Origin of the sequence: Citrobacter sp. Cpo090 (genome assembly GCF_030332665.1) — a bacterium.
Classification (GTDB): domain Bacteria; phylum Pseudomonadota; class Gammaproteobacteria; order Enterobacterales; family Enterobacteriaceae; genus Citrobacter; species Citrobacter portucalensis.
The window spans coordinates 1-20,194 of sequence record NZ_JAOWHK010000025.1 but is presented as its reverse complement, the minus strand read 5'-3'; the positions used below and the strand labels follow the sequence as shown (position 1 = coordinate 20,194).

18 protein-coding genes are annotated in these 20,194 nt (G+C 46.8%); 4 read left to right on the top strand and 14 right to left on the bottom strand.

Annotated features, from left to right (window positions below; all coding sequences use genetic code 11):
• Positions 1–23 precede the first annotated feature (23 nt).
• Positions 24–662 carry an RpiB/LacA/LacB family sugar-phosphate isomerase gene (locus OGY83_RS02620; RefSeq protein WP_286635201.1) on the bottom strand — a complete coding sequence of 213 codons (639 nt, stop codon included), beginning with the start codon at positions 660–662 and terminating at the stop codon, positions 24–26.
• A 267-nt stretch (positions 663–929) separates the two neighbouring features.
• On the opposite strand from OGY83_RS02620, the gene yecR reads away from it, so the two are divergent.
• Together yecR and ftnA are read left to right on the top strand one after the other, a co-directional pair.
• Positions 930–1,265, top strand: a complete 336-nt coding sequence (gene yecR, locus OGY83_RS02615; RefSeq protein WP_148361843.1) for a YecR family lipoprotein — start codon at positions 930–932, stop codon at positions 1,263–1,265.
• A 194-nt stretch (positions 1,266–1,459) separates the two neighbouring features.
• Entirely contained in the window at positions 1,460–1,957 is a 498-nt protein-coding gene (gene ftnA, locus OGY83_RS02610) for a non-heme ferritin (RefSeq protein ID WP_079939951.1), read from the top strand.
• Positions 1,958–2,002: 45 nt separating this feature from the next.
• Here the strand turns inward: ftnA and OGY83_RS02605 are convergent, their stop codons facing one another.
• Complete coding sequence (locus OGY83_RS02605) at positions 2,003–2,242, bottom strand: YecH family metal-binding protein (RefSeq protein ID WP_003034586.1); 240 nt, start codon at positions 2,240–2,242, stop codon at positions 2,003–2,005.
• 225 nt (positions 2,243–2,467) lie between these two features.
• On the opposite strand from OGY83_RS02605, the gene tyrP reads away from it, so the two are divergent.
• Entirely contained in the window at positions 2,468–3,679 is a 1,212-nt protein-coding gene (gene tyrP, locus OGY83_RS02600; RefSeq protein WP_123267408.1) for a tyrosine transporter TyrP, read from the top strand.
• A gap of 27 nt (positions 3,680–3,706) precedes the next feature.
• Here the strand turns inward: tyrP and OGY83_RS02595 are convergent, their stop codons facing one another.
• From OGY83_RS02595 to OGY83_RS02570, 6 genes are all read right to left on the bottom strand, one after another.
• A complete protein-coding gene (locus OGY83_RS02595) occupies positions 3,707–4,372 on the bottom strand; it encodes a YecA/YgfB family protein (protein WP_286635199.1) in 666 nt (221 codons plus the stop codon).
• Between the two features lie 209 nt (positions 4,373–4,581).
• Complete coding sequence (locus tag OGY83_RS02590; RefSeq protein ID WP_003833910.1) at positions 4,582–4,863, bottom strand: heavy-metal-associated domain-containing protein; 282 nt, start codon at positions 4,861–4,863, stop codon at positions 4,582–4,584.
• Positions 4,860–5,216, bottom strand: coding sequence for a hypothetical protein (locus OGY83_RS02585; protein ID WP_079939955.1), 357 nt, complete (start codon positions 5,214–5,216; stop codon positions 4,860–4,862). Before OGY83_RS02585 ends, OGY83_RS02590 begins: the two co-directional genes overlap by 4 nt.
• Positions 5,194–6,336, bottom strand: a complete 1,143-nt coding sequence (locus OGY83_RS02580) for a transglutaminase-like domain-containing protein (RefSeq protein ID WP_286635197.1) — start codon at positions 6,334–6,336, stop codon at positions 5,194–5,196. The genes OGY83_RS02585 and OGY83_RS02580 overlap by 23 nt, the downstream gene beginning before the upstream one ends.
• Before the next feature lie 208 nt (positions 6,337–6,544).
• A complete protein-coding gene (locus OGY83_RS02575; protein ID WP_166465617.1) occupies positions 6,545–7,015 on the bottom strand; it encodes an SRPBCC family protein in 471 nt (156 codons plus the stop codon).
• Between the two features lie 12 nt (positions 7,016–7,027).
• Positions 7,028–7,717, bottom strand: a complete 690-nt coding sequence (locus tag OGY83_RS02570) for a LolA family protein (RefSeq protein ID WP_286635194.1) — start codon at positions 7,715–7,717, stop codon at positions 7,028–7,030.
• A gap of 204 nt (positions 7,718–7,921) precedes the next feature.
• Here OGY83_RS02570 and OGY83_RS02565 point away from each other — a divergent pair, with 204 nt between their 5' ends.
• On the top strand, positions 7,922–8,266 hold the full coding sequence (locus tag OGY83_RS02565; protein WP_194210759.1) for a hypothetical protein: 345 nt from the start codon (positions 7,922–7,924) through the stop codon (positions 8,264–8,266).
• A gap of 429 nt (positions 8,267–8,695) precedes the next feature.
• Here the strand turns inward: OGY83_RS02565 and OGY83_RS02560 are convergent, their stop codons facing one another.
• From OGY83_RS02560 to OGY83_RS02535, 6 genes are all read right to left on the bottom strand, one after another.
• Positions 8,696–11,218: a DUF262 domain-containing protein gene (locus OGY83_RS02560; RefSeq protein WP_286635191.1), complete on the bottom strand. Its 2,523-nt coding sequence runs from the start codon at positions 11,216–11,218 to the stop codon at positions 8,696–8,698.
• On the bottom strand, positions 11,211–12,968 hold the full coding sequence (locus OGY83_RS02555; RefSeq protein WP_286635189.1) for a DUF262 domain-containing protein: 1,758 nt from the start codon (positions 12,966–12,968) through the stop codon (positions 11,211–11,213). The genes OGY83_RS02560 and OGY83_RS02555 overlap by 8 nt, the downstream gene beginning before the upstream one ends.
• A gap of 138 nt (positions 12,969–13,106) precedes the next feature.
• Positions 13,107–13,862 carry a M48 family metallopeptidase gene (locus OGY83_RS02550; RefSeq protein ID WP_286635187.1) on the bottom strand — a complete coding sequence of 252 codons (756 nt, stop codon included), beginning with the start codon at positions 13,860–13,862 and terminating at the stop codon, positions 13,107–13,109.
• The gene (locus OGY83_RS02545) at positions 13,859–17,143 is read right to left on the bottom strand and encodes a type I restriction endonuclease subunit R (protein ID WP_286635185.1); all 3,285 of its coding nucleotides are present in this window, start codon (positions 17,141–17,143) and stop codon (positions 13,859–13,861) included. The genes OGY83_RS02550 and OGY83_RS02545 overlap by 4 nt, the downstream gene beginning before the upstream one ends.
• 21 nt (positions 17,144–17,164) lie before the next feature.
• Entirely contained in the window at positions 17,165–18,427 is a 1,263-nt protein-coding gene (locus tag OGY83_RS02540; protein ID WP_286635183.1) for a restriction endonuclease subunit S, read from the bottom strand.
• The gene (locus OGY83_RS02535) at positions 18,417–19,940 is read right to left on the bottom strand and encodes a type I restriction-modification system subunit M (RefSeq protein WP_286635182.1); all 1,524 of its coding nucleotides are present in this window, start codon (positions 19,938–19,940) and stop codon (positions 18,417–18,419) included. Before OGY83_RS02535 ends, OGY83_RS02540 begins: the two co-directional genes overlap by 11 nt.
• Between the last annotated feature and the right edge of the window lie 254 nt (positions 19,941–20,194).

Sequence of the window (20,194 nt, the reverse complement as noted above, 5' to 3'; positions counted from 1 at the left end):
GAACGCCGCCGGGCCAACAGGATTTAGCCAATCACCTCGCGTACAAATGCTTCGATTGCTTTGTCCTGGCAGTTGTCAAAGAAGCACTGCTGAAAGCGCGGGCCTGATACAGCGGTTTTCACCAGCTCAGGATCGATCGCGCGCAGCGTGTCCAGATAATTTTCTTTTACCACAGCTGCTTTCACCTGATTCAGAATACCGGCGTTACGCACCTGCGGCTCTTTACGCTCCGGCGGGTAGCCTTCGCCGTTACGCCCGGTGAACGCTTTTTCAAACATATAGCGTACATTCAGCTCAGCCCCCCAGCCAAAACCTTTGGCGAATGCCAGAGAAAGCGCGTTGCCGTTGTTGATCTGAGAGAACAAGAACGCATCTGCAGGATCGAGGCAATAGCCACACACCACACCCGGATGGATATTCAGTGACATCATTGCCCCCTGGCCCGTACCGCAACCTGTAACAACAAAGTCTACAGCTTTGGAATTAAGCAGGATGCTGGCCATAATTCCTAAATGGATGTAAGTCAGATGATGATCATTTTCGTCGCTCATCCCAACGTTATAGACCGGAAAACCCTTCTCATCCGCAACGGCTTTAAGCTCGTTATGGATGATGGCGTTTTTGCTTGCCTGACTGTTTTCCATCATCAATGCAATTTTCATTCTGTACTCTCCTGAATGCGCTGCGGTAGCCCGCTGAAAGTCATAACATTCAGCCACATTACTATTTTGCAATCATACTTTCAAATTTAATGAAATTTGGTTTTAAAAAATAAAGTGACGCTCACATTCTTGTCTGAACAGTTCAGAATTGCCTCAAACAAATGACCTCGTTGTGATTAATCACAGGTGATCTTCGGGCTATTCAAGCCATTGATGAGGGCCTCTGTATGCCATGATAGTGTATCTTCGAACTTTCAGAGCGATCTCATGAAGACTTTTATCCTTGCGCTTTTGCCGCTCGTGCTGACAGGATGCACAATTACAAAACAGGCACAGGTCAGCGAAGCCAGCGCCATTACTGGTGTGGTTCGCCTGACTTATAATCAGGCCATGTTGCAAACGGCACGTACCGATGACTACGTTACTCAAGGGACAGCCACCAAAGAGTGTCAGCGCCTGGGCTATGCCAGCGCTGAAGCGTTTGGTCAGCCGGTGTCAACCTGTAGCGTATATGCCGGTTCTTTATGTTTGAATACCAAAATTACGCTCGCGTGGCAGTGCCACGGCGTCGCGGTACCCCAGTCGCCTTCCTTGAGTTATTAATATTTCCGACCAGCACATTATTGCTGGTCTTCTGTCCTTTTATTATTTATATCCTCTGTTTAATAGCGTTAATGCGTTTTATTCCCATTCGTATTTTTAATAAATGAATTTATTATTTTACCTTTTGCAAATAATTAAATAACAAATTATAGTGACGCCACGTCAATATATAATAACGTTTGTGGAGCAGAACCATGCTGAAAGCAGAAATGATCGACCAACTGAATGAGCAAATGAACCTTGAATTATATTCATCCCTGCTCTACCAACAGATGAGCGCGTGGTGCAGCTATCACAGCTTTGAAGGTGCCGCCGCGTTTTTGCGCCGTCACGCCCAGGAAGAGATGACGCACATGCAGCGTCTGTTCGACTACCTGACCGATACCGGCAGCTTGCCGCGTATTAATACCGTTTCTTCACCCTTTGCTGAATATGCGTCTCTGGACGAACTGTTCCGTGTTACTTACGAACACGAGCAGCTAATCACCCAGAAAATTAATGAGCTGGCACACGCGGCAATGACCCATCAGGATTATCCAACCTTTAATTTCCTGCAATGGTATGTTGCCGAGCAGCATGAAGAAGAGAAATTATTTAAATCTGTTATTGATAAGCTGTCGTTGGCAGGAAAAAGCGGCGAAGGTCTTTATTTCATCGATAAAGAACTGGCTACGCTTGATACACAGAATTAATATTTTGGGGTAATGAAGGCAACCCGCCATCATTACCCATTAAAATCAGTGACGGCAGATCTTGCTTTCGTGCGTAGAGAAGCCGTCTTCTTTTGCAATAAACTTTCCCTTCGCCGCTAAAAACGCCACCAACTCGCCTGCCGTCATATCCGCCGCAGAACAAGTGTGAAAACGCGCCTGCTCGCCGAAACGTGCCGTAATCGCCGCTTCAAGGCTGGCATTTGAATACTGCTCACCAGATTCAATCATCATGTTAAGCACTTCGTGACCGTGAATAGATTCCATACAACCTCCTTAATAAAGTCCGTAGCCTAATGTGAACCGCACGGCGCCGCTTTGCGCTAACGCAGGTTTTTCCGCAGATAAATGTCATTTGTTATACATCTTAATGGTCAAAATACTGTAAATATTAATGTACAGTCATTGTAACGGTGATTTGACGAAAATAGCGTTTTGCCTTAACCTGCGCCGCAGATATAACCGTTGATTATCTCTGGGACAGAGGAAAGCGTGAAAAACAGAACCCTGGGTAGTATTTTTATCGTGGCGGGAACCACGATTGGTGCCGGTATGTTGGCAATGCCGTTGGCTGCGGCAGGCGTGGGGTTTAGCGTCACGCTGGTGTTGTTAGTCAGTCTTTGGGCACTCATGTGCTACACCGCGCTGTTGCTACTTGAAGTGTATCAACATGTCCCGGCAGACACCGGGCTGGGTACGCTGGCAAAACGTTATCTTGGCCGTTACGGACAATGGGTAACGGGCTTTAGCATGATGTTTTTAATGTACGCCCTGACGGCAGCGTATATCAGTGGCGCAGGTGAACTGCTGGCCTCCAGCATCAGCGACTGGACTGGAACAAATATATCCCCGACAACAGGCGTACTGCTGTTCACCTTTGTTGCCGGTGGCGTGGTTTGTGTTGGGACCTCGCTGGTCGATCTGTTCAACCGTCTGCTATTCAGTGCCAAGATAATCTTCCTGGTGGCGATGCTGGCTCTGTTAATGCCGCATATTCATAAAGTGAACCTGCTTACGCTGCCGCTGCAACAGGGGCTGGCGCTCTCCGCAATCCCGGTCATCTTCACCTCGTTCGGTTTTCACGGCAGTGTTCCCAGTATCGTCAGCTATATGAACGGCAACATTCGTAAACTGCGTTGGGTGTTTATTACGGGTAGCGCTATTCCGCTGGTCGCCTATATCTTCTGGCAACTGGCGACGCTTGGCAGCATTAACTCGACAACGTTCATGGGGCTTTTAGCCAACCACGCAGGCTTAAATGGCTTATTGCAGGCATTGCGTGAGGTCGTGGCTTCGCCGCACGTCGAACTGGCGGTGCATCTGTTTGCCGACCTCGCGCTGGCAACCTCTTTCCTCGGCGTTGCATTGGGATTATTTGACTACCTGGCCGATCTCTTCCAGCGCCGCAATACCGTAGCGGGAAGAATGCAAACCGGCGTGGTGACCTTCCTGCCGCCTCTGGCATTCGCGCTGTTCTATCCGCGTGGCTTTGTCATGGCGCTGGGGTATGCGGGCGTTGCCCTGGCGGTGCTGGCGCTGCTCATTCCCTCGATGCTGGCCTGGCAGAGCAGAAAACATAATCCGCAGGCCAACTACCGCGTAACAGGCGGTACTCCGGCGCTGGCGCTGGTATTTTTGTGCGGCATTGTGGTGATAGCAGTACAGTTTTCTATTGCAGCAGGATTACTACCAGAAGTGGGTTAAAACAAAAGGGGCTTTCGCCCCTTTCTGTTAATGCAAACAGCACTGCTTATATTTCTTGCCGCTGCCACACGGGCAAGGGTCATTGCGCCCTACTTTGGCATCCACCTTCACCGGTACTTTGACCGGCGTTTCCTGAGGATGCGACATCCAGTAAGCATGCAGGTCCAGCGCAGCCAGGCGGATGGCGTCCACGCTCTCTTCAAATGCTTCCGGCGTTAGTTTCTCAACCACCGCAAAGTTCTCTTCCGTACCGTGCAGCGCAATAGCCTCAAGTGCTGGTTTTAGCGTGTCCGGTAACGCGGACCAGTCTGACAGTGCGACGCCGCGCATATAACCAAAGCACCACTCTTCAACGATAGTCAGTTCATGCTCGTCAATTTCACGCAAACCAAACAGCGGCTCAAACTGCTCAGGATACTCATCCAGACGATCGGCCGTATCCGCCATATGTTGAAACGCCAGGTTCATGAAACGCGTCATTTCTTTTTCGGAAGACCAGCGAGGGACATACTGCGCACCGCCCCAAATCGCGACCAGCCACTGCTCTGGTTCAATTTCATACGGTGAACTCAGCACCGCCGTCAGCAAACCATCCAGTTCTGACACATCCAGAATAGCCTTGTCCGTATTGTACTTAGTCAGTACATCATCCAGCCATTCCAGTTCGCTCTCGTTTAATGGTCCCGTTTTCATAACGCTTTTCCTTAGTCAAAAAATCTTGCCTGTGATCATCCTACATGGCTGGAGGGATAACAGATACAAATGGGCATATGCGGCATACAGTTGCCGCCCGTTCAGGTTAACAGGAAACGAGGGGAATTCCGGAAGTTAACGCACAAAAGAGAACACTAAGCCGCCGGGCATCATACCGGGAAAAAACAATAAAACCACCCGCAGGTGGTTTACTGTTGTTCAATACGGTTGAGCGTTGCGGTATAGCCCGTTTTCGCTACCGCGTTAAGTAAAGTATCGGTTGGGAAACCTTCTGGCACGATCGCTTCTGCTTGTCGGGTTTTTAGGGAGGATTTTGCTTTAATCACACCGTCGGTTTCACGTAGTGCCTGATTGACCGAAATAACGCACAGCGAGCAGGTCATATTTTGTATATCCAGCACCACTTTTTGATTGGCCGCCTGGGCCCACAGCGGCAGCAACAAGCATGCAACTAATGTGAAGATTTTCATTCAAATACCTCATAAAACCAGGCAACGAGCGTTGGATAAAATAGCACCGGCAAAATCAACGCCAGCGCGCACCAGTAGAGAATGCGCGCTTGCTTCAGCGTTAGCCACCCGGAGCACCACAGTCGTTTGGAAAAATAGAGCCGCCAGAAAACGCGCAGTAATAAGCCCAATGACACCAGCATCAGGGGAATTCGCAAGAATTCGAACCGGGTGAAGACAGCAAAGCTCGCCGCCGAAATACCAAACAGCAGGTAGAGCAGCGGTCCAACGCAGCATAAGCCGGCGGTGACGGCAGCCGCAGCGGCCGTCAACAGGGTGAGTCCCGCCCCTTTAGCGTTGTTCTGTGGCGACATAGCTGTAGGAGAACGCTTTAGGATCGTAGAAATTGATCGGGTCGCCATCAACTTCAGCGTAAGGATAGCCAAAGTTGTTCATGGCTCCCTGTTCCGTTGCCGGATACAGCTCGAAATCACGCCCGTAGTTAAATCCAACCCAGTTCATTTCCCAGTTACCAAACAGGTAAGTGTTTACCGCCTGGACATCGGCGTCCTGATGCGATTTTTTCTCTGCCAGACGCATTTTGGTCACATCAGCAGGATCGCAAGGTAACCAGCCGTAACCGGCCAGATAGAATTCGGCGCGGCAATGTTGTCCGCCGCTCACATCAGCAACACCTGTGCTGTCTGCTTTGCCAAAAGCACTTTTCGAGTAACGTTCGAGCTTATTGGCTTTGCCCAGACGGATGCCGAACAGTTCCCGCGCCGGGATGCCGCTGGCCCGTGCCAGAGCCACAAAAACGGAGCTCATGTCGGTGCATTTTCCTTTGAGCTTACCGCTTTTTAAGATCTCCGCCACATCCCCCGTACCGCAGCCAATGACGTCGTTATCGCGCTCCATATGGCTACTCACCCACTCGTAAATCAGGCGTGCTTTTTTCAGCGGATCCTGCTCATTACCGGTAATTTTACGCGCGGTTTCCAGAACCTGCCCATCAACTGGGGTATGTGTCGTCGGCAGCAGGTACGGTTTTACCTCCAGTGGATAAATAATCTGCTCCGGCGCTTGCCAGCTTTTTAACGCGTCCTGCTTCAACGGTTCCCAGTCGGCAGTTTCAATGTCGATATCAACGTTAATCAAAAGTTCGCCCTGCGAGTCAGGCCAGGTGGCAAACAGCGTTTTCGCGCCATAAGTATTATTAGTGGTAACGTACGCCTGCTTGTAGTTTCCACTGAAGGCAAGGGCCGTCATTTGTTGAAACGCGGTATCTACCGGAAGCGGGATCCACAGTTTCACTACGCCGCTCGACCCCTTTGGAGGAGTAAGTTTATACGTTTGGGATAACACAAAGCGCCGACGCGCGACGGGTGCAACGGATGGCTCAGCGGCGTGAACCGTCTGGCTAATAACCGCAGGACCGACTAAACCGGCGGCGGAAAGGAGAACGCTATTTTTGAGAAATTGTCGACGTTGCATTGCTGTCTGTCCATGTTGTAAGAGCTGGGCTACGGCTAAGAAGGTAAAAACCGTATGCGATCATCACAGCAGACAGACGCTGACATAAAAAGGTGAGCCGATGGAGGTTATTCATCAATAACAGACCTGTTAACTGTGAATGAAATATGAAACTGCGCGACAGATAGTAAGCCATAGACAGGCAAAAAGTACAGCCGTGAGGGCGAGTTCAGAAAATATAGACATTCGTAGCCAGCTTACGGGCTAGCCCTCTGGCCCCCTCGCGCATGACCATATCGTGATTCCAGCGAAAAACAGGTGCTGCCAGCGGGGCAAGATAATTCATCCAGCGGATCGTGGTACGCACATTCCAGTCATATCTGACGATAGTTTCTGCGCCACTGGCCGAAAAAGACCACACGCCTCGCCCTTCAACCGCCCCACTGGCTTGCCCTTCAAGCAGTGAGCAAGGCAAAATATTCAACACGTTGATGTCAAAGGTTAAGCGATAAGGAAGCGCTCCTTTCCAGGTATAACGATGCAGCGCCCCAATGCCCTGTATATCACCTTTTTTAATCTCAACGATGCGTTCCAGACTTCCCCACCATTCAGGCCACTGATCGGGATGAGATAAAACATCCCATACTTCCTGAATTGAAGCCTCAACCCGCCAGACGGTGGAAAACTGATAGTCAGCCATAGAGCGGGCTCCTCAAGGCGAGAAGAAATTGGCAGGAAAACGGATGTTAATGACCATAGTATCCAGAAACACGGTTTCTAATCGCTGCCCATCTGGCGCATAGCTGATCACTTTGGCAGGGAGTCCGTGATAATTATCCAGCCAGACGTCATAGCGGTGAACACCATCAACCGCCATTGTTCCAGGCCCAACCACAGATACGTGCGTCGTCGCCCGTCCTGCAAGGTTTTCCTTACCAATAGTGGTCGTTGCCCCTTCACGTTGCAGATGACGAATATTGCCCAACAACACGCCGATATCAGAGCGATCCACCCGATGACCACGCTCATCCTGGATCAATGAATTAGTAGGCGACAGGTGCAAAATGGGCAACGTACCCACACCAAATGGCCATAACGTCACTTTACCGCTGACAGGATTAAAGATAAGTACCGCACCTGAATGCGGTTGGGTAAAATCCATCCGCACATAGCCGGGCTTTTGAAAGCTGTAGCGGATTATTTTGCTTTCATCGGATGGCGGCGAGGAGCGCATCATGACCTGATAAGACGTCAGGTTATTAAATAACTGTTGGGAAAATGCTATGGGATCCGTATCCCTGACATTCTGCGAAAAGATATCCCCTTTTTCCACCGAACCTGCTGAACAACTAAAGGTAAGCAATGCTGCGAACATAACTATCGGAAAAGATGAAATGTTCATAACAGCCCCCTGAACCAGCCCTGTCTGCAAACAGAAGTCATCACCTGTCGACTGGTTTTATTATAGTCCTTAACTGCATGGCACGGCTCTTCCGGCCCCTCAGACTCAGTATGGACAGAAGGTTTAAATTATTGGTTTTGTTTTCAGTTGAGATGACAACATAAAGCTATACTTTAATAGCCATACTTTTAATAGGTATTAATCATGAAACTGCCATCGGTATTTTCATGCGCCGTTCTCATATTACTGCTGCTGGCGTCATCGTCTGCCACAGCCAGTGCGTTACAAAACCAGGCTGTCAGAGAGCAAGAGTTAAGCGCAGCACTTCGAGCTGGTAATGGCGTGATCATCATTGGCGGGACGGATGATTTCGCTTTCACGCTCAGGGCACGAAACCGAATCCACAGACAGCTGGCGATACAGGATGGCTTTGGCGATCCCATCCTGATGAATGGTTTCCAGGACCACAACTATAATCCCGCCCGCGATGGGTTTATCAACAACCCTGCCCGAGGGGGCTTTATGTTTAACGCGCCGATTCGGCGATAGATTGATTAGCAATAGTGAGTATATAGAGGGCAGTTTACGTTTCTGGCAGGCTACCTGACGCAAGGTATCTATGGCTTTTAAAAAACAGACACAAAAAAACCACCCGGAGGTGGTTTCACGACACTGCTTATTGCTTTGATTATTCTGTTCTTTCCCATGGTACCCGGAGTGGGACTTGAACCCACACAGCGCGAACGCCGAGTGATTTTAAATTCTACGCAGAATCAATGAGTTACATAGCAGTGTATTGCGAAACTTTGCTGTAGTTGTCCTTCTACTTTACTGTAATTGGCTGTAAATAGATAGACTTGGGTAACGCTGAACACAGAATCAGCACATAGCTGAAACTCACCGTGTGTCACGTTGTATCTGACCACACGGTGGTTTCGGGTTACTGCATGTATTCACATACAGCAACCTCACTTAATGCTATGACAATTGCTCGCGGGTTAGATCACTTAGCCGAGTGCAAAGGTTGGATATTATTGCTAATGCGCGATCAGGCTCTTCACAGTAGTACACATAATTATCATCACTACATTGCCAGTCTTCAGGATTGTAATCCTTCGAATCAGCTAGAACAATAAATCCACAAGATTCCATAGCACTCTGCAGTTCATCTAAGAATGGTACTGTCTCATCATTTCGGTAGCACAAGATGTTATATTGGTTGTCTCTGAAGAATATTTCCAACTCAACCTGTTGCCCATGAAGAGAAAAACCACTTAAATGTAGAAATGATATATCTTCCCCACTACGTACGCTATTGTAGAACTTGTGCTTGAAAGGAGCTGTATTCAGTTTTCTATCTTTTAATTCCAACTCTAAGTACTTGGAATAAATTTCACTTTGATAGTGATTTCGCTGAGACTCATGTAACAATACGCTCTCGTGAGTATTTAATACAATAAACCCCTGATTAGAAAGGCTAAATAACTCTGACTTCTCAATCAAGATAGTACGCCAGTTAAATGGCTGCTCACTTAATGCCTTAGCACAAATCCTCTCTAATCCACCCCTTAAATCACCCATATCAAAATCCGAATCATCCAACACGGCTTTAACATGTTGTTGCCTTGCATTCCAAAGAATATTTGAGTCTTGCCGCAATAGACGACGCCAGGAATGATCGCGGTCGACGTTATTCTTATTTGTACGTGAACTGAGAAGGTTGAATCTATCCGCTGTTGTCGAGGTAAGATAGTCACCTTTTGAAAGCACAGCACGCTCCCATGCAAAATCTAATACTTTCGAGCTTTCGCCTATTGCACTAAATACTGCCGAACTAGTATCTGCATAGTGTTTGAATCGTGTAAAATAGTTTTCCTTCACATCATCCCAATCAACGTTTCCGTGACTGTTAAAGTAGTCAGCAATACCGCTGAACTTCAATGCGAAACCTATTTGCCCCCTGAAATATTCGTGGTTTTCAAGTGCAAGAATAGCCTCCTTCCACTCAGAAGATTTTATCAAAAGATGAGCTTTCAGTTTTTCTTCAGATACTTGAACCGCGAGAAAACCTTTTATCATTACATCCTGGATGAGTAAATTCAGCACAGTGTCATCACGTTGGGACAATTCATTGATAGACAGCAATGCTTTATGATAATCATCTATAGTATTGAAAATAGTGTTTTCCGTGAGGTTGAATACAACTCGCATCCAGGATGCTAACTCCTCCCCTATCTTGCCGTTCGCTACACCAGCGTAAAAAGCATGAAACCTAACCTTTTCCGAAAAACTTGAGTTATTAGTAATGATTTTTTTGAAAATAGATTCTTCATCATAATATCTGTTATTATCCAGATATATGGACAAACCCGAGCATGAACTAGCATGACCACGTAACAGATCCAGTTGCATAATCAATTCAGCTATTAGCGGCTGTGACAAATATCCATACTGTTCATACTCCATAAAGGATAATGAGTTAACTTTACCACCCGAACCAAACAGTTGCTTTTGTAAGCTATAACTATCCTCTGCTTCTTGCAGTAACAGAAAGTTGGCTGCATATATGGCAACATAGTTCATTAACTCATCATCAAAAGAATTATCTTTGGTTACAACATTTCGATAGCACCAGAACAGATCAGCCCAATCCGTATCAATTTTATGAATGAAATATTCATAGCCAGACACAGGCGTATCTTTGAAACTTAGTCTATATTCCGGCCAATCTCCGGTGAATGATTTAATGGTTTTTTCCAGCCTTGCCTTAAAGTTTTCAAATTCTGTCAGCGGCTTGCCTCGGGCATTCATTTTGATATACAAATCATCCGTGAGGTTGAATTCAGAAAGGTTAAGAAATCTAAATGTAATTACCGGTTTGTCTTTGTCGGTAAGCTTATCAAAGTAATCTACATTTCCAGAAAATTGGAGATGAATCGCATCCAGCATCGTCAGCATTGAACTAATAGTAGGGTCACTCTCCCACGATAAATAGAACCATGACCTGTCTTTAATCGTCTTACTCAGACACTCAGTACCAGACTCCAGCAACAAAGCACCGAAATCTATATTATTGCCAACCAATGCATTGCAAAACTCTCTCGAACTGCTGCGAGTTTCATAGGTAAAATGGGAATTCCCGTCCGTACTTAATACCCGTCGAAAGGATTCTTGCTGATCTGCAATTTGAGCAAGATACCAGTGTAGTAAGAACAAGGTGGTCAATCGTTGCTGACCATCCAAGGGGATGAAACGATGCCGTCCAGTATCATTGCTAATCACGCTACCATAAACGAAGTCCAAATCCTGAAAAGGCAGACCTTTTTCCAAATAGCCATGTAATGCTTGTAAAAAGGTATCTCTAACCTCTGCAACTTCTATCCGGCCTTGGGCATAATCCCGTTGGATTATAGGGATTTCTACCTGCATATATCTTTGTTCAAACAACTGAAAAAAACTGAGTCGTGCACCCGAACGCGAATCGATTTTTATATTACTCACTATTCTCTCCTTGGTCAGGCAAATAGTCTTTCAACGTTTGACCTATTGCTTCCTGATAATATTTAGCATCAGATTCTGACCAATGAACAAGTTCAGTTACAGACTGGCTATAATATTTTAAAAAGACGTTCTTGGTACAAATGGGGACAAAAACTCCGCGCTTATCATTGTCTATGATGCGGGCGCGTTTAATTGGAAACAAGGCATTTTTGTAACTGCGGTTGGTTGAAGAGTCCAGCAGTGCCAAGTTGCCTAGCTCATCTCCCCAGGACACTTCATCTTGGCCAAAGTAACTAATTACCTCATTATAAAGCCTGTCAAATTCATTATCGATATGTTCCAAGGTCAAGAGTTCAGTGGCTATGGCAGCAAATTCTTGTTCTCTTTCTAAAGAATCCCCTTTAAACCGACTACCACTGAAGTAAACCTCAATGTCCTTTAACCACACCCTGCGGGCAACCCCAACAGGGGCAGAATCTGTCTGGGACCGAATGTGCTCAATATCCCATTTTTCTTGCTTATAGCGGTCAAAAGGAAAACGTATATCTGCTTCCCTCGTTGACAATAAAGTTTGAATATTGAAGAGCAGAAGCAATTTTTTAATGACAGGCTCATCATAGTAAAGCTCATCTAACTGGCACCTGACCTGGAGACGAATACGATCTTTCAAATATTTTTTGAACTCTGTTTTCGTTGAATTCTCTCGCTCCGACTCAGCTTTTAAATCCGCAACTTTCTCACCGCAATCAACCAAAAAGCCTATCAAATGGTATAGTTCTCTGTCCTGGAACCATTCATCAAAGCTCAGGAAATAACGCTTTATCCCTTGCCACAGATGCTCAATATTAGCCGTGCCAGACTTGAAATCTTCATGGAACTTATGGAAAGTGAAAAATGTCTCGTCATTAGACTTTTTCCCTTTCATTAAATCGAAGATGTATTCAATTCGTGTTGGGTAGTGTTTACTTGAATTACTTATGAAATACCAGAATGCTGGTTCCTGCAACCGCTTTTCAATAATATCCCATTCCGTCGAAATCTGTAACTGCTTCAATCTTGCTTGATCATTGTGAAAATGACTTCGCTGTAAAAACAATGCTTTAACCAACTCAGCATTGGTCAGAGGTATTTTACCAATATTGATACGGGAAAAAACATCAATGGCATAATCGTTGTTAAGGCATTCGTCACTTAAATCATACCAAATAACCTTTACAGAGCGTTCTTCAGTAGACTTAGCTAATAACGTCGCCAAGAGTTTATTATTATCATTATAATCTTTGTCGGAGAACCAATTTCTAATAGCATTATACGCTTGGACCATATGAAAGAAGTCAATATTGTCAGTATTGGATTCTTTATGAATCCCCTGCAAAAATGCTTCACATCCCGGTCGGGTCTCATACTTCAACATATACACGCTTTTTTTGTATGCCTCCTCTAAGGGTCTCTTCAGGTGCTCTTGCTCCAAAAAGTGCAGGATAAGACGTAACGTGGTTAGCCTTTGCTGCCCATCCACGACCTGCCAACAATCTTCCCCTCGAACCACAACAACAGGCTGTAGACAGTAAAATGAAGAATCATTACCGCCATGCGGTTGACTGAACTCCCAGATATCATCCAGTAGTTCTTTTACTTGGATCGCCCCCCAGCGATATCCCCGCTGATAAGCAGGTATGTAATAATTTTCTCCCAAAAGTTCATAGATATTTCTAAGATAAAGCTTTTCTGTTGAATGAGCTGTATTCATCGTTGTTCAACTTCCCGTGTTGTCACTATCGAAGGATTTGATGCTGTCAAATTTGTATTTTAGGCTTGAACTTGGAAAATCTAATTAACTCGTTCCTGACTCCCCTAGACAAATGAGCCCATTGGAATAAGTTAGAAACTACATATCTGCCAACAACATCCCAGCCATACCATCCAGTCGCTTCTTAACCTTTTCCCAGCCCGGCATAACCTGCCCCATCAGACGGTAAAACTCCTCGCTGTGGTTGTGCTCAGCCACATGGCATAACTCATGCAGCAATACATAATCGATGCATTCTGAGGATGCCTTAACCAGCCATGGATTCAGGGTCAGACAGCCTTTTGCAGAACAGTTACCCCATTGCGTTTGCATCGCCCGTAAACGTATCGGCGGACGTCCACTGACCCAAAGGGTCTGCGGTATCAATAAATCAAGCCTGCGTTGAAAGACATCTCTGGCGCGTTCCCGATACCATTCGGCCAGCAACGCTTTAACTTTTTCTGCCGATTTGTGCCTGACCGTCACTTCCAGTCGCCCACGCAACATTTTCACTCGTTGCGGCACCGTAGCGTCTTCTGTCACTTTCAACTGATATTGCTTGCCAAGATAGTAATGGCTTTCCCCGCTGACATACTGACGCGGAACAATATGTGTCTGCTGATCCCTGAAATCACGCAGTTGCTGATAGATCCAGCGCCCTCGTTTTTTCAGCGCAGACAATACCTCGTGCTCCGGTGTTTCTGGCGGTACAGAGGCCACAACCCGACAATCGGGATGTACCTTGATGAGTACTCTGCCCTTTACGACCTGACGCGGAATACACTGTACGGTGATGACCTCATCACCATAAACAATGCGTAGCGCTTTCATTGATGGCGATTCTTTTTCACTCATGATTTCATCAAGCCAACACGCAGGATCTGGATGATGGTTTCCACAATACGGTTCACCTGGATCATTCCAGCCCCTATCTCCCGGCAGGACGTAAACAGCAGCGGTAAAATATTTGTCTTGACCGCTTTCTCTATATCCTGAGGGTTCAGGGAATTTTCTTCTACTGCTTTGACGATAATACTGTCCACTTCAAAAGCCAGCTTCGTCCACTTCTCCTGCACCTGAACATCGTTTACCGCAAAAACCTCAGGTAGCTCTTTTTTAAATACACCGTAATACGCCTGAGCATACCTGTTCACCGCCAGCGCATCCGGGATATCGCTGAGCTTACGGGCTTCCACTTTTTCTTCAAACTCACGGAATAGGAGATACTGTTTTAGTGGATGGTCGAACAGTTTTTCTGCTTCTTCGATAGCCATGCGCAGGAGTTTGGAAAATGCCTCCTGAGCGTACGGGTCATCACGCAGCTCCTGCTCAATCATCTTCGTCACACGGGTTTTAATGATGTCGGTTTCATTGCGGGTTTTATTGTTATCCCACTCTTCGGGTTTTTCGCTCTTGCCCATTTTACCGACTTCATACACGCCATCCGGTTCACGAACCTCAACGCCGGTGACATGCTTATCCAGTAATTTTTTCACCTGCTCAGCGTAGTCGTCATAATTGACCTGCTCTCCACTTACCTGCATCGCCCACTGGCGAAGGCTGGACATCTGTTTTACGGTTTCTTTATAGAGATTTCGGTCTTGTTCCGTAAAGCTCTTGTCGGTGAAGAAGGTAGCGGACTGCAGTGCCACTTTCAGGCATCCGGCAAAGGCCGTTAACGCCTCGAAGAAATCATCACGGGTTTTCTGATGGATGTCGACCATCTCTCCGTCACGTTCTTCCATTTTAGGCACCAGTACTGCACGTAACTGCTCAGTATCATTTTTGTTTTTAACACCGGCAAATATGGCCCACAACTGGTTATACAGATGCGGCAGACGTTTATATTCAGAGCTCATGGCGCTGTACAGCCCGTCAATATCCTTGATGTCGTATCCTCCCTGGGTTCGGGAGGCGAGATCCTGATATTTGCCGATAGTCGTGTCCAGTTCAGCCAGAATGCCGCGATAATCAATCAGCAGGCCAAACTTTTTCAGTGGATGCAGACGGTTTACCCGGGCAATCGCCTGGATAAGGTTATGGGATTTAAGCGGCTTGTCGATATACAGCACGGTATTCTTTGGTTCATCAAACCCGGTGAGCAGTTTATCAACGACTATCAGTAATTTGAGCTTATCATCGGTATCGAAACGACTGATGATATTACGGGTATACACAGACTCATCCTGCGTGCCGACATTATCCTTCCACCATTTCGTCACTTCCGGCAGTTTGCTTTCATCCACTTCGGTATTCCCTTCCCGGGTATCCGGCGGGCTGATAACTACAGCTGACTCAAACAACCCGGCTTCATCAAGATACTTTTTATATTTGATGGCGGAAATCTTGCTGTCGCAGGCAAGCTGGCCTTTCAGCCCCTCATCAATATTCTTCGAGAAGTGCGTGGCGATATCTAACGCAATTAGACGGATACGGTCATCTGCACTGTAAACCTCACCCTTACGGGCATATTTACGCTTAAGGTCGGCTTTTTGCGCTTCGCTTAACCCATCGGTAATGCGGTCAAACCAGGCGTCAATCGCCCTATCATTCACTTCCAGATCCGGGATACGTTCTTCATAGAGCAGAGGCGTAACGGCTTTATCTTCGACAGCCCGCTGCATGGTATAAGCATGGACAATCGGTCCGAATTTATTGGTGGTTTTATCTTCTTTCAACAATGGCGTACCGGTAAATGCCACAAAGGCGGCATTCGGCAGGGCCAGTTTCATACGTACATGGTTTTCACCGCCCTGACTGCGGTGTCCTTCATCAATCAGTACGATGATATCGGGGCAGGTATTGACGCATTCAGGGAGTTTTGTCGCTGAATTAAATTTCTGGATTAGGGTGAAAATGATGCGTTCTTTACCGGAACCAATCTGTTTCGCCAGCATCTGCCCGGATGTCACCATTGCATTGGCTTTGTCTTTTTTCCCGGCCAACTCGCCGCCGGATGCAAAGGTACCGCTGAGCTGTTCTTCAAGATCGATACGGTCCGTCACCACCACAATACGACACTGCTTCAGGCTGTCATGAAGGATCAGCGCCTTGCTGAGGAACACCATGGTGTACGATTTACCTGACCCCGTGGTATGCCAGATCACCCCACCTTCCCTGCCCCCATCCGGTCTGCGAGTACTGATGCGTTCCAGCAGTCTTTTTATGCCGAACACCTGCTGATAGCGAGCGACTATCTTCCCTGTCTTTTTATCAAACAGGGTGAAGAAGCGGGTCATCTCCAGCAGACGTTCCGGCGAAAGCAGGCTGATAAGCAGTTTATCCTGCCCGCTGACGGCCAGTTCACCAGCGGCTATTAACTGTTGGTACCAGTCGAGATCGGCTGAAGGACGATGATCAAACAACGCATGAATTTGTTCCGTCGATAACTGATGGTTGCGCAGAGCATACATCTGAGGATCGGTTATATCCTCTTCGCGCCATGCCGCCCAGAATTTCATTGGTGTATGACAGGTACCATAGCGTCCGTCATGCCCGTTAATTGAAAGTAATAACTGGCTATAGGCAAACAGCTGCGGGATTTCATCGTTGAGCTGATTACGGATACTCTGGGATATCCCTTCGTCAATGGTTGGCCCTTTCTTGCCGTGACCTGCCGGGCTTTTCGCTTCAATGACTGCCAGCGGGATACCATTCACAAAACAGACAATATCCGGCCTGCGGGTTTCAACACCGCCCGACCGCAATACTGTAAATTCCTCAGTAAAGTGGAACTGGTTATTTTCCGGGTGTTCCCAGTCAACCAGTGCTATGGTGGGGTTGACCTTCTTGCCATCGACAAATTCGGTGACGGCGATACCGTAGAGCAGATGGTTGTACATCCGCTCATTGGCTTTCAGCAGCCCTTCATTCAGCGCCGGAGAACAAACCTGCGATATCAGGTTATCCAGTGCCTTTTCCGATAACTGGCAAGTTTTACCGCTCGCCATAAAGGAACGCTTAGACAACGCCTCACGAAGAACCGGACGCAGCACCACCTCATCCTGTTTGTAGCCCCGATAATCCATAATCTGTTTCGGAGATAAAAACGACCAGCCGAGGCTGGTCAGTAACGTCAGCGCCGGAATTTTGGCACTGTATTCTTCCTGGAATTTTGGCGTGTACGTCTGATTCATGAGCGTTCCTTGTTCTTCGCGTTATGCACTAACGGCTTCTTTCTCTTCCACTTTTACTGGCACGGAGACACGACGTTTGCCAGTCAGTAACTGCTGCATCAGGGCTTTTTTCTCGTCTTTGAGGCAGGCGAGTTTTTTCTCCAGCGTGGAGATTTCGGCGTCGGCTGCGGACAGGACATCGGCGATTTTTTGTTGTTCTTCAATAGTCGATGGTAGCGAAACTATCAGAGCTTTTAAATAATCAGTGGTAACTCGTTTCTGCCCAGCGGAACCTTGCATATTCGCTTCTCCCCGGATTCGAAACTCAGTAGTATTTGTCAAATAATAAATGAATTTTGGGTTAGCTTTTTGGTTAGCTCTTAAAACGTGGAACTCCGTGCTGCCAAAGCCAATTCCATTCATCATGCCTTGTACATATGCCCCTTTCCCATTTTCAAAGCAGGGGGTAATTTTAGCAATAAGAACATCATCATCAATAAATGAAGTAAAACCTGTCGAAACATCTGAGTATTGTTTTTCTACTGTATTTAATATTTTCGCATCCTCTGAAACCAAATCCATAGATATGAATGAAACGATACCGTCAGAAGGTTCAGGTGGACGTCTGGGGTTAATATTACAAATATGCTCCAAGCTTACAGTGCTCCACTCACCACTAAACCTCACCCCACTCTCATCCAGCAAGCGTTTCTTCCCGGTAAGCAATTGCTGCATAAGGGATTTTTTCTGCTGCTGACTGTTGGCGAGAAGCTTTTCCGTCACCGAAATCGCCTTTTCCCACGTTGAAAGGATTTTGGCGATTTTCTTTTGTTCTACGAGTGGAGGGAGATTAACCAAAATCTCACCGCAATCAGGTACTCTCATATGAGCAACAGTGCCGCCATTACTAAAATCTTCGATTTGTTTCTGGCAGAAGGGGCTCAAGAGTGAGTAAAATAGAAAATAATTATCTGAAAGGCGGTTATCGGCTCGATACATCATTGTTCTTTGACCGAGAAAAACTCCCTCCGCATCTTGCAGAACACCTGCTTCTCCTACTGGTGCTTCACGCGTGAAAATGATATCACCGACTTTAGGTTTCCCTCGGCGAATCCATTGTAGATAAGTATCTTCAGTCACAAATCTGACATCTTCAGTGTTTACCCTTCCATTACGTACATTTGTCGTACGAATCATCTTAAAAGGAGTTTCATAATCTACAACTGGTGCTGTCTTATTAACACAGTCAATTATTGACTCGCACACTTCCTTAATGGCAACTCGCTTCCACCCCTTAGGCACCATAACCCAACTCCTTCAAATACCCCGCCATCTCCGTTTCCAGTTTCGCCAGTTCCGCTTTCAGTCGCTCACGCTCAGCACGCACAGCCAGCAAATCAATCTCGTCTTCTTCCTCGAAGGTATCGACATAGCGCGGGATATTGAGGTTATAGTCGTTGTCCTGAATTTCTTTCAGGCTGGCAAGATACGCATATTTCTCGACGTTATCGCCTTCTCGATAGGTTTTAACGATCTTCTGGATATTTTCTGCGCTGAGCTGGTTCTGGTTTTTACCCGCCTTAAATTCACGGCTGGCATCAATAAACAGCACCTTATCATCCACTTTCTGCTTTTTGAAAATCAGAATCGCAGCCGGAATCCCCGTACCATAGAACAGTTTTTCCGGCAGGCCAATCACCGCATCGAGTAGGTTTTCATCAATCAGCTTCTGACGAATTTTGCCTTCGCTGGAGCCACGGAACAGCACACCGTGCGGCACCACTACGCCCATACGACCCGTTCCCGGTTTCAGGGTTTCGATCATATGCGAGATAAAGGCGTAATCCCCTTTAGTCTTCGGCGGTACACCGCGACGGAAACGCCCAAACTTATCGTTCTCGGCCTCGTCATGTCCCCACTTATCCAGGCTGAACGGTGGGTTAGCGGTCACGATATCAAACAGCATCAGGTCGCCATTTTTATCGAGCAACTTCGGGTTACGAATGCTATCGCCCCACTCGATTTTATGGTTGTCTTCGCCGTGCAGGAACATATTCATTTTCGCCAGCGACCACGTAGAACCGATCGCTTCCTGACCGAACAATGCATAGTTGCGGCTGTCATGCCCGGAGACAATTTTACGCCCACACTTCATTAACAACGAACCAGAACCACAGGCAGGGTCACAAATGGTATCACCGGGTTGTGGGTCGAGCAGTTCAGCAATCAGGTCCGAGACCTCCGGCGGGGTATAGAACTCCCCAGCCTTCTGTCCACCACTGGCAGCAAAGTTTTTGATTAGATATTCATAGGCATTACCGATGACGTCCAGCGTACCTACACGGCTTGGCTTCAGGTTAAGATCTTCACCGGCAAAGTCTTCCAGCAGCTGTCGCAGGATGATGTTCTTCTGTTTTTCTTCACCCAAGCGGTCAGTGTTAAACGAAATATCCTGGAACACGCTTTTCCCGGCATCTTTCAGCTTAGTGCCGTTGGCTTCTTCAATGGCATGTAGGGCTTGGTCGATACGCTCGCCATTGCCCGGCTCATGACGGCGTTCATACAGTGCATAGAAACTGGCGCTTTTCGGTAACACAAAACGCTCGTTTGCCATCATGGCTTCAATCAGCTCCGGCGCATCGCCATACTGTTCTTTATATTCATCATAGTGATCCTGCCAGACATCCGAAATGTACTTGAGGAACAGCATGGTAAGGATAAAGTCTTTATAGGTATCAGCACTGATAGTGCCACGGAAAGTGTCACACGCGGACCACAGGGCTTTGTTGATAGTATCCTGACTGATTTTATTATTCATGAATCATCCAATTACGAGAGTGATTGCACCAGCATTCAGCATTGGCAATTAATGGACTAATAATACCGGAAAACATATTGTGGGGCATGTCATACTCTGACCGAAATCAAAATGAAATAAGAAAATAAAGAGGAAAAAAACAATGGGGCAGGATGATGAACGTAATAGACAAAAACAAAAAAACCACCCGGAGGTGGTTTCACGACACTGCTTATTGCTTTGATTATTCTGTTCTTTCCCATGGTACCCGGAGT

Excerpts from the sequence above, each read along its gene's own strand:
- OGY83_RS02605 (WP_003034586.1), bottom strand. The coding sequence starts at position 2,242 with ATGGAATCTATTCACGGTCACGAAGTGCTTAACATGATGATTGAATCT.
- OGY83_RS02620 (WP_286635201.1), bottom strand. The coding sequence starts at position 662 with ATGAAAATTGCATTGATGATGGAAAACAGTCAGGCAAGCAAAAACGCC.
- OGY83_RS02545 (WP_286635185.1), bottom strand. The coding sequence starts at position 17,143 with ATGAATCAGACGTACACGCCAAAATTCCAGGAAGAATACAGTGCCAAA.
- OGY83_RS02540 (WP_286635183.1), bottom strand. The coding sequence starts at position 18,427 with ATGGTGCCTAAGGGGTGGAAGCGAGTTGCCATTAAGGAAGTGTGCGAG.
- OGY83_RS02555 (WP_286635189.1), bottom strand. The coding sequence starts at position 12,968 with ATGAATACAGCTCATTCAACAGAAAAGCTTTATCTTAGAAATATCTAT.
- OGY83_RS02585 (WP_079939955.1), bottom strand. The coding sequence starts at position 5,216 with ATGTCGCCACAGAACAACGCTAAAGGGGCGGGACTCACCCTGTTGACG.
- OGY83_RS02535 (WP_286635182.1), bottom strand. The coding sequence starts at position 19,940 with ATGAATAATAAAATCAGTCAGGATACTATCAACAAAGCCCTGTGGTCC.
- OGY83_RS02590 (WP_003833910.1), bottom strand. The coding sequence starts at position 4,863 with ATGAAAATCTTCACATTAGTTGCATGCTTGTTGCTGCCGCTGTGGGCC.
- yecR (WP_148361843.1), top strand. The coding sequence starts at position 930 with ATGAAGACTTTTATCCTTGCGCTTTTGCCGCTCGTGCTGACAGGATGC.
- OGY83_RS02595 (WP_286635199.1), bottom strand. The coding sequence starts at position 4,372 with ATGAAAACGGGACCATTAAACGAGAGCGAACTGGAATGGCTGGATGAT.
- OGY83_RS02575 (WP_166465617.1), bottom strand. The coding sequence starts at position 7,015 with ATGGCTGACTATCAGTTTTCCACCGTCTGGCGGGTTGAGGCTTCAATT.
- OGY83_RS02565 (WP_194210759.1), top strand. The coding sequence starts at position 7,922 with ATGAAACTGCCATCGGTATTTTCATGCGCCGTTCTCATATTACTGCTG.
- OGY83_RS02550 (WP_286635187.1), bottom strand. The coding sequence starts at position 13,862 with ATGAGTGAAAAAGAATCGCCATCAATGAAAGCGCTACGCATTGTTTAT.
- ftnA (WP_079939951.1), top strand. The coding sequence starts at position 1,460 with ATGCTGAAAGCAGAAATGATCGACCAACTGAATGAGCAAATGAACCTT.
- OGY83_RS02570 (WP_286635194.1), bottom strand. The coding sequence starts at position 7,717 with ATGAACATTTCATCTTTTCCGATAGTTATGTTCGCAGCATTGCTTACC.
- OGY83_RS02580 (WP_286635197.1), bottom strand. The coding sequence starts at position 6,336 with ATGCAACGTCGACAATTTCTCAAAAATAGCGTTCTCCTTTCCGCCGCC.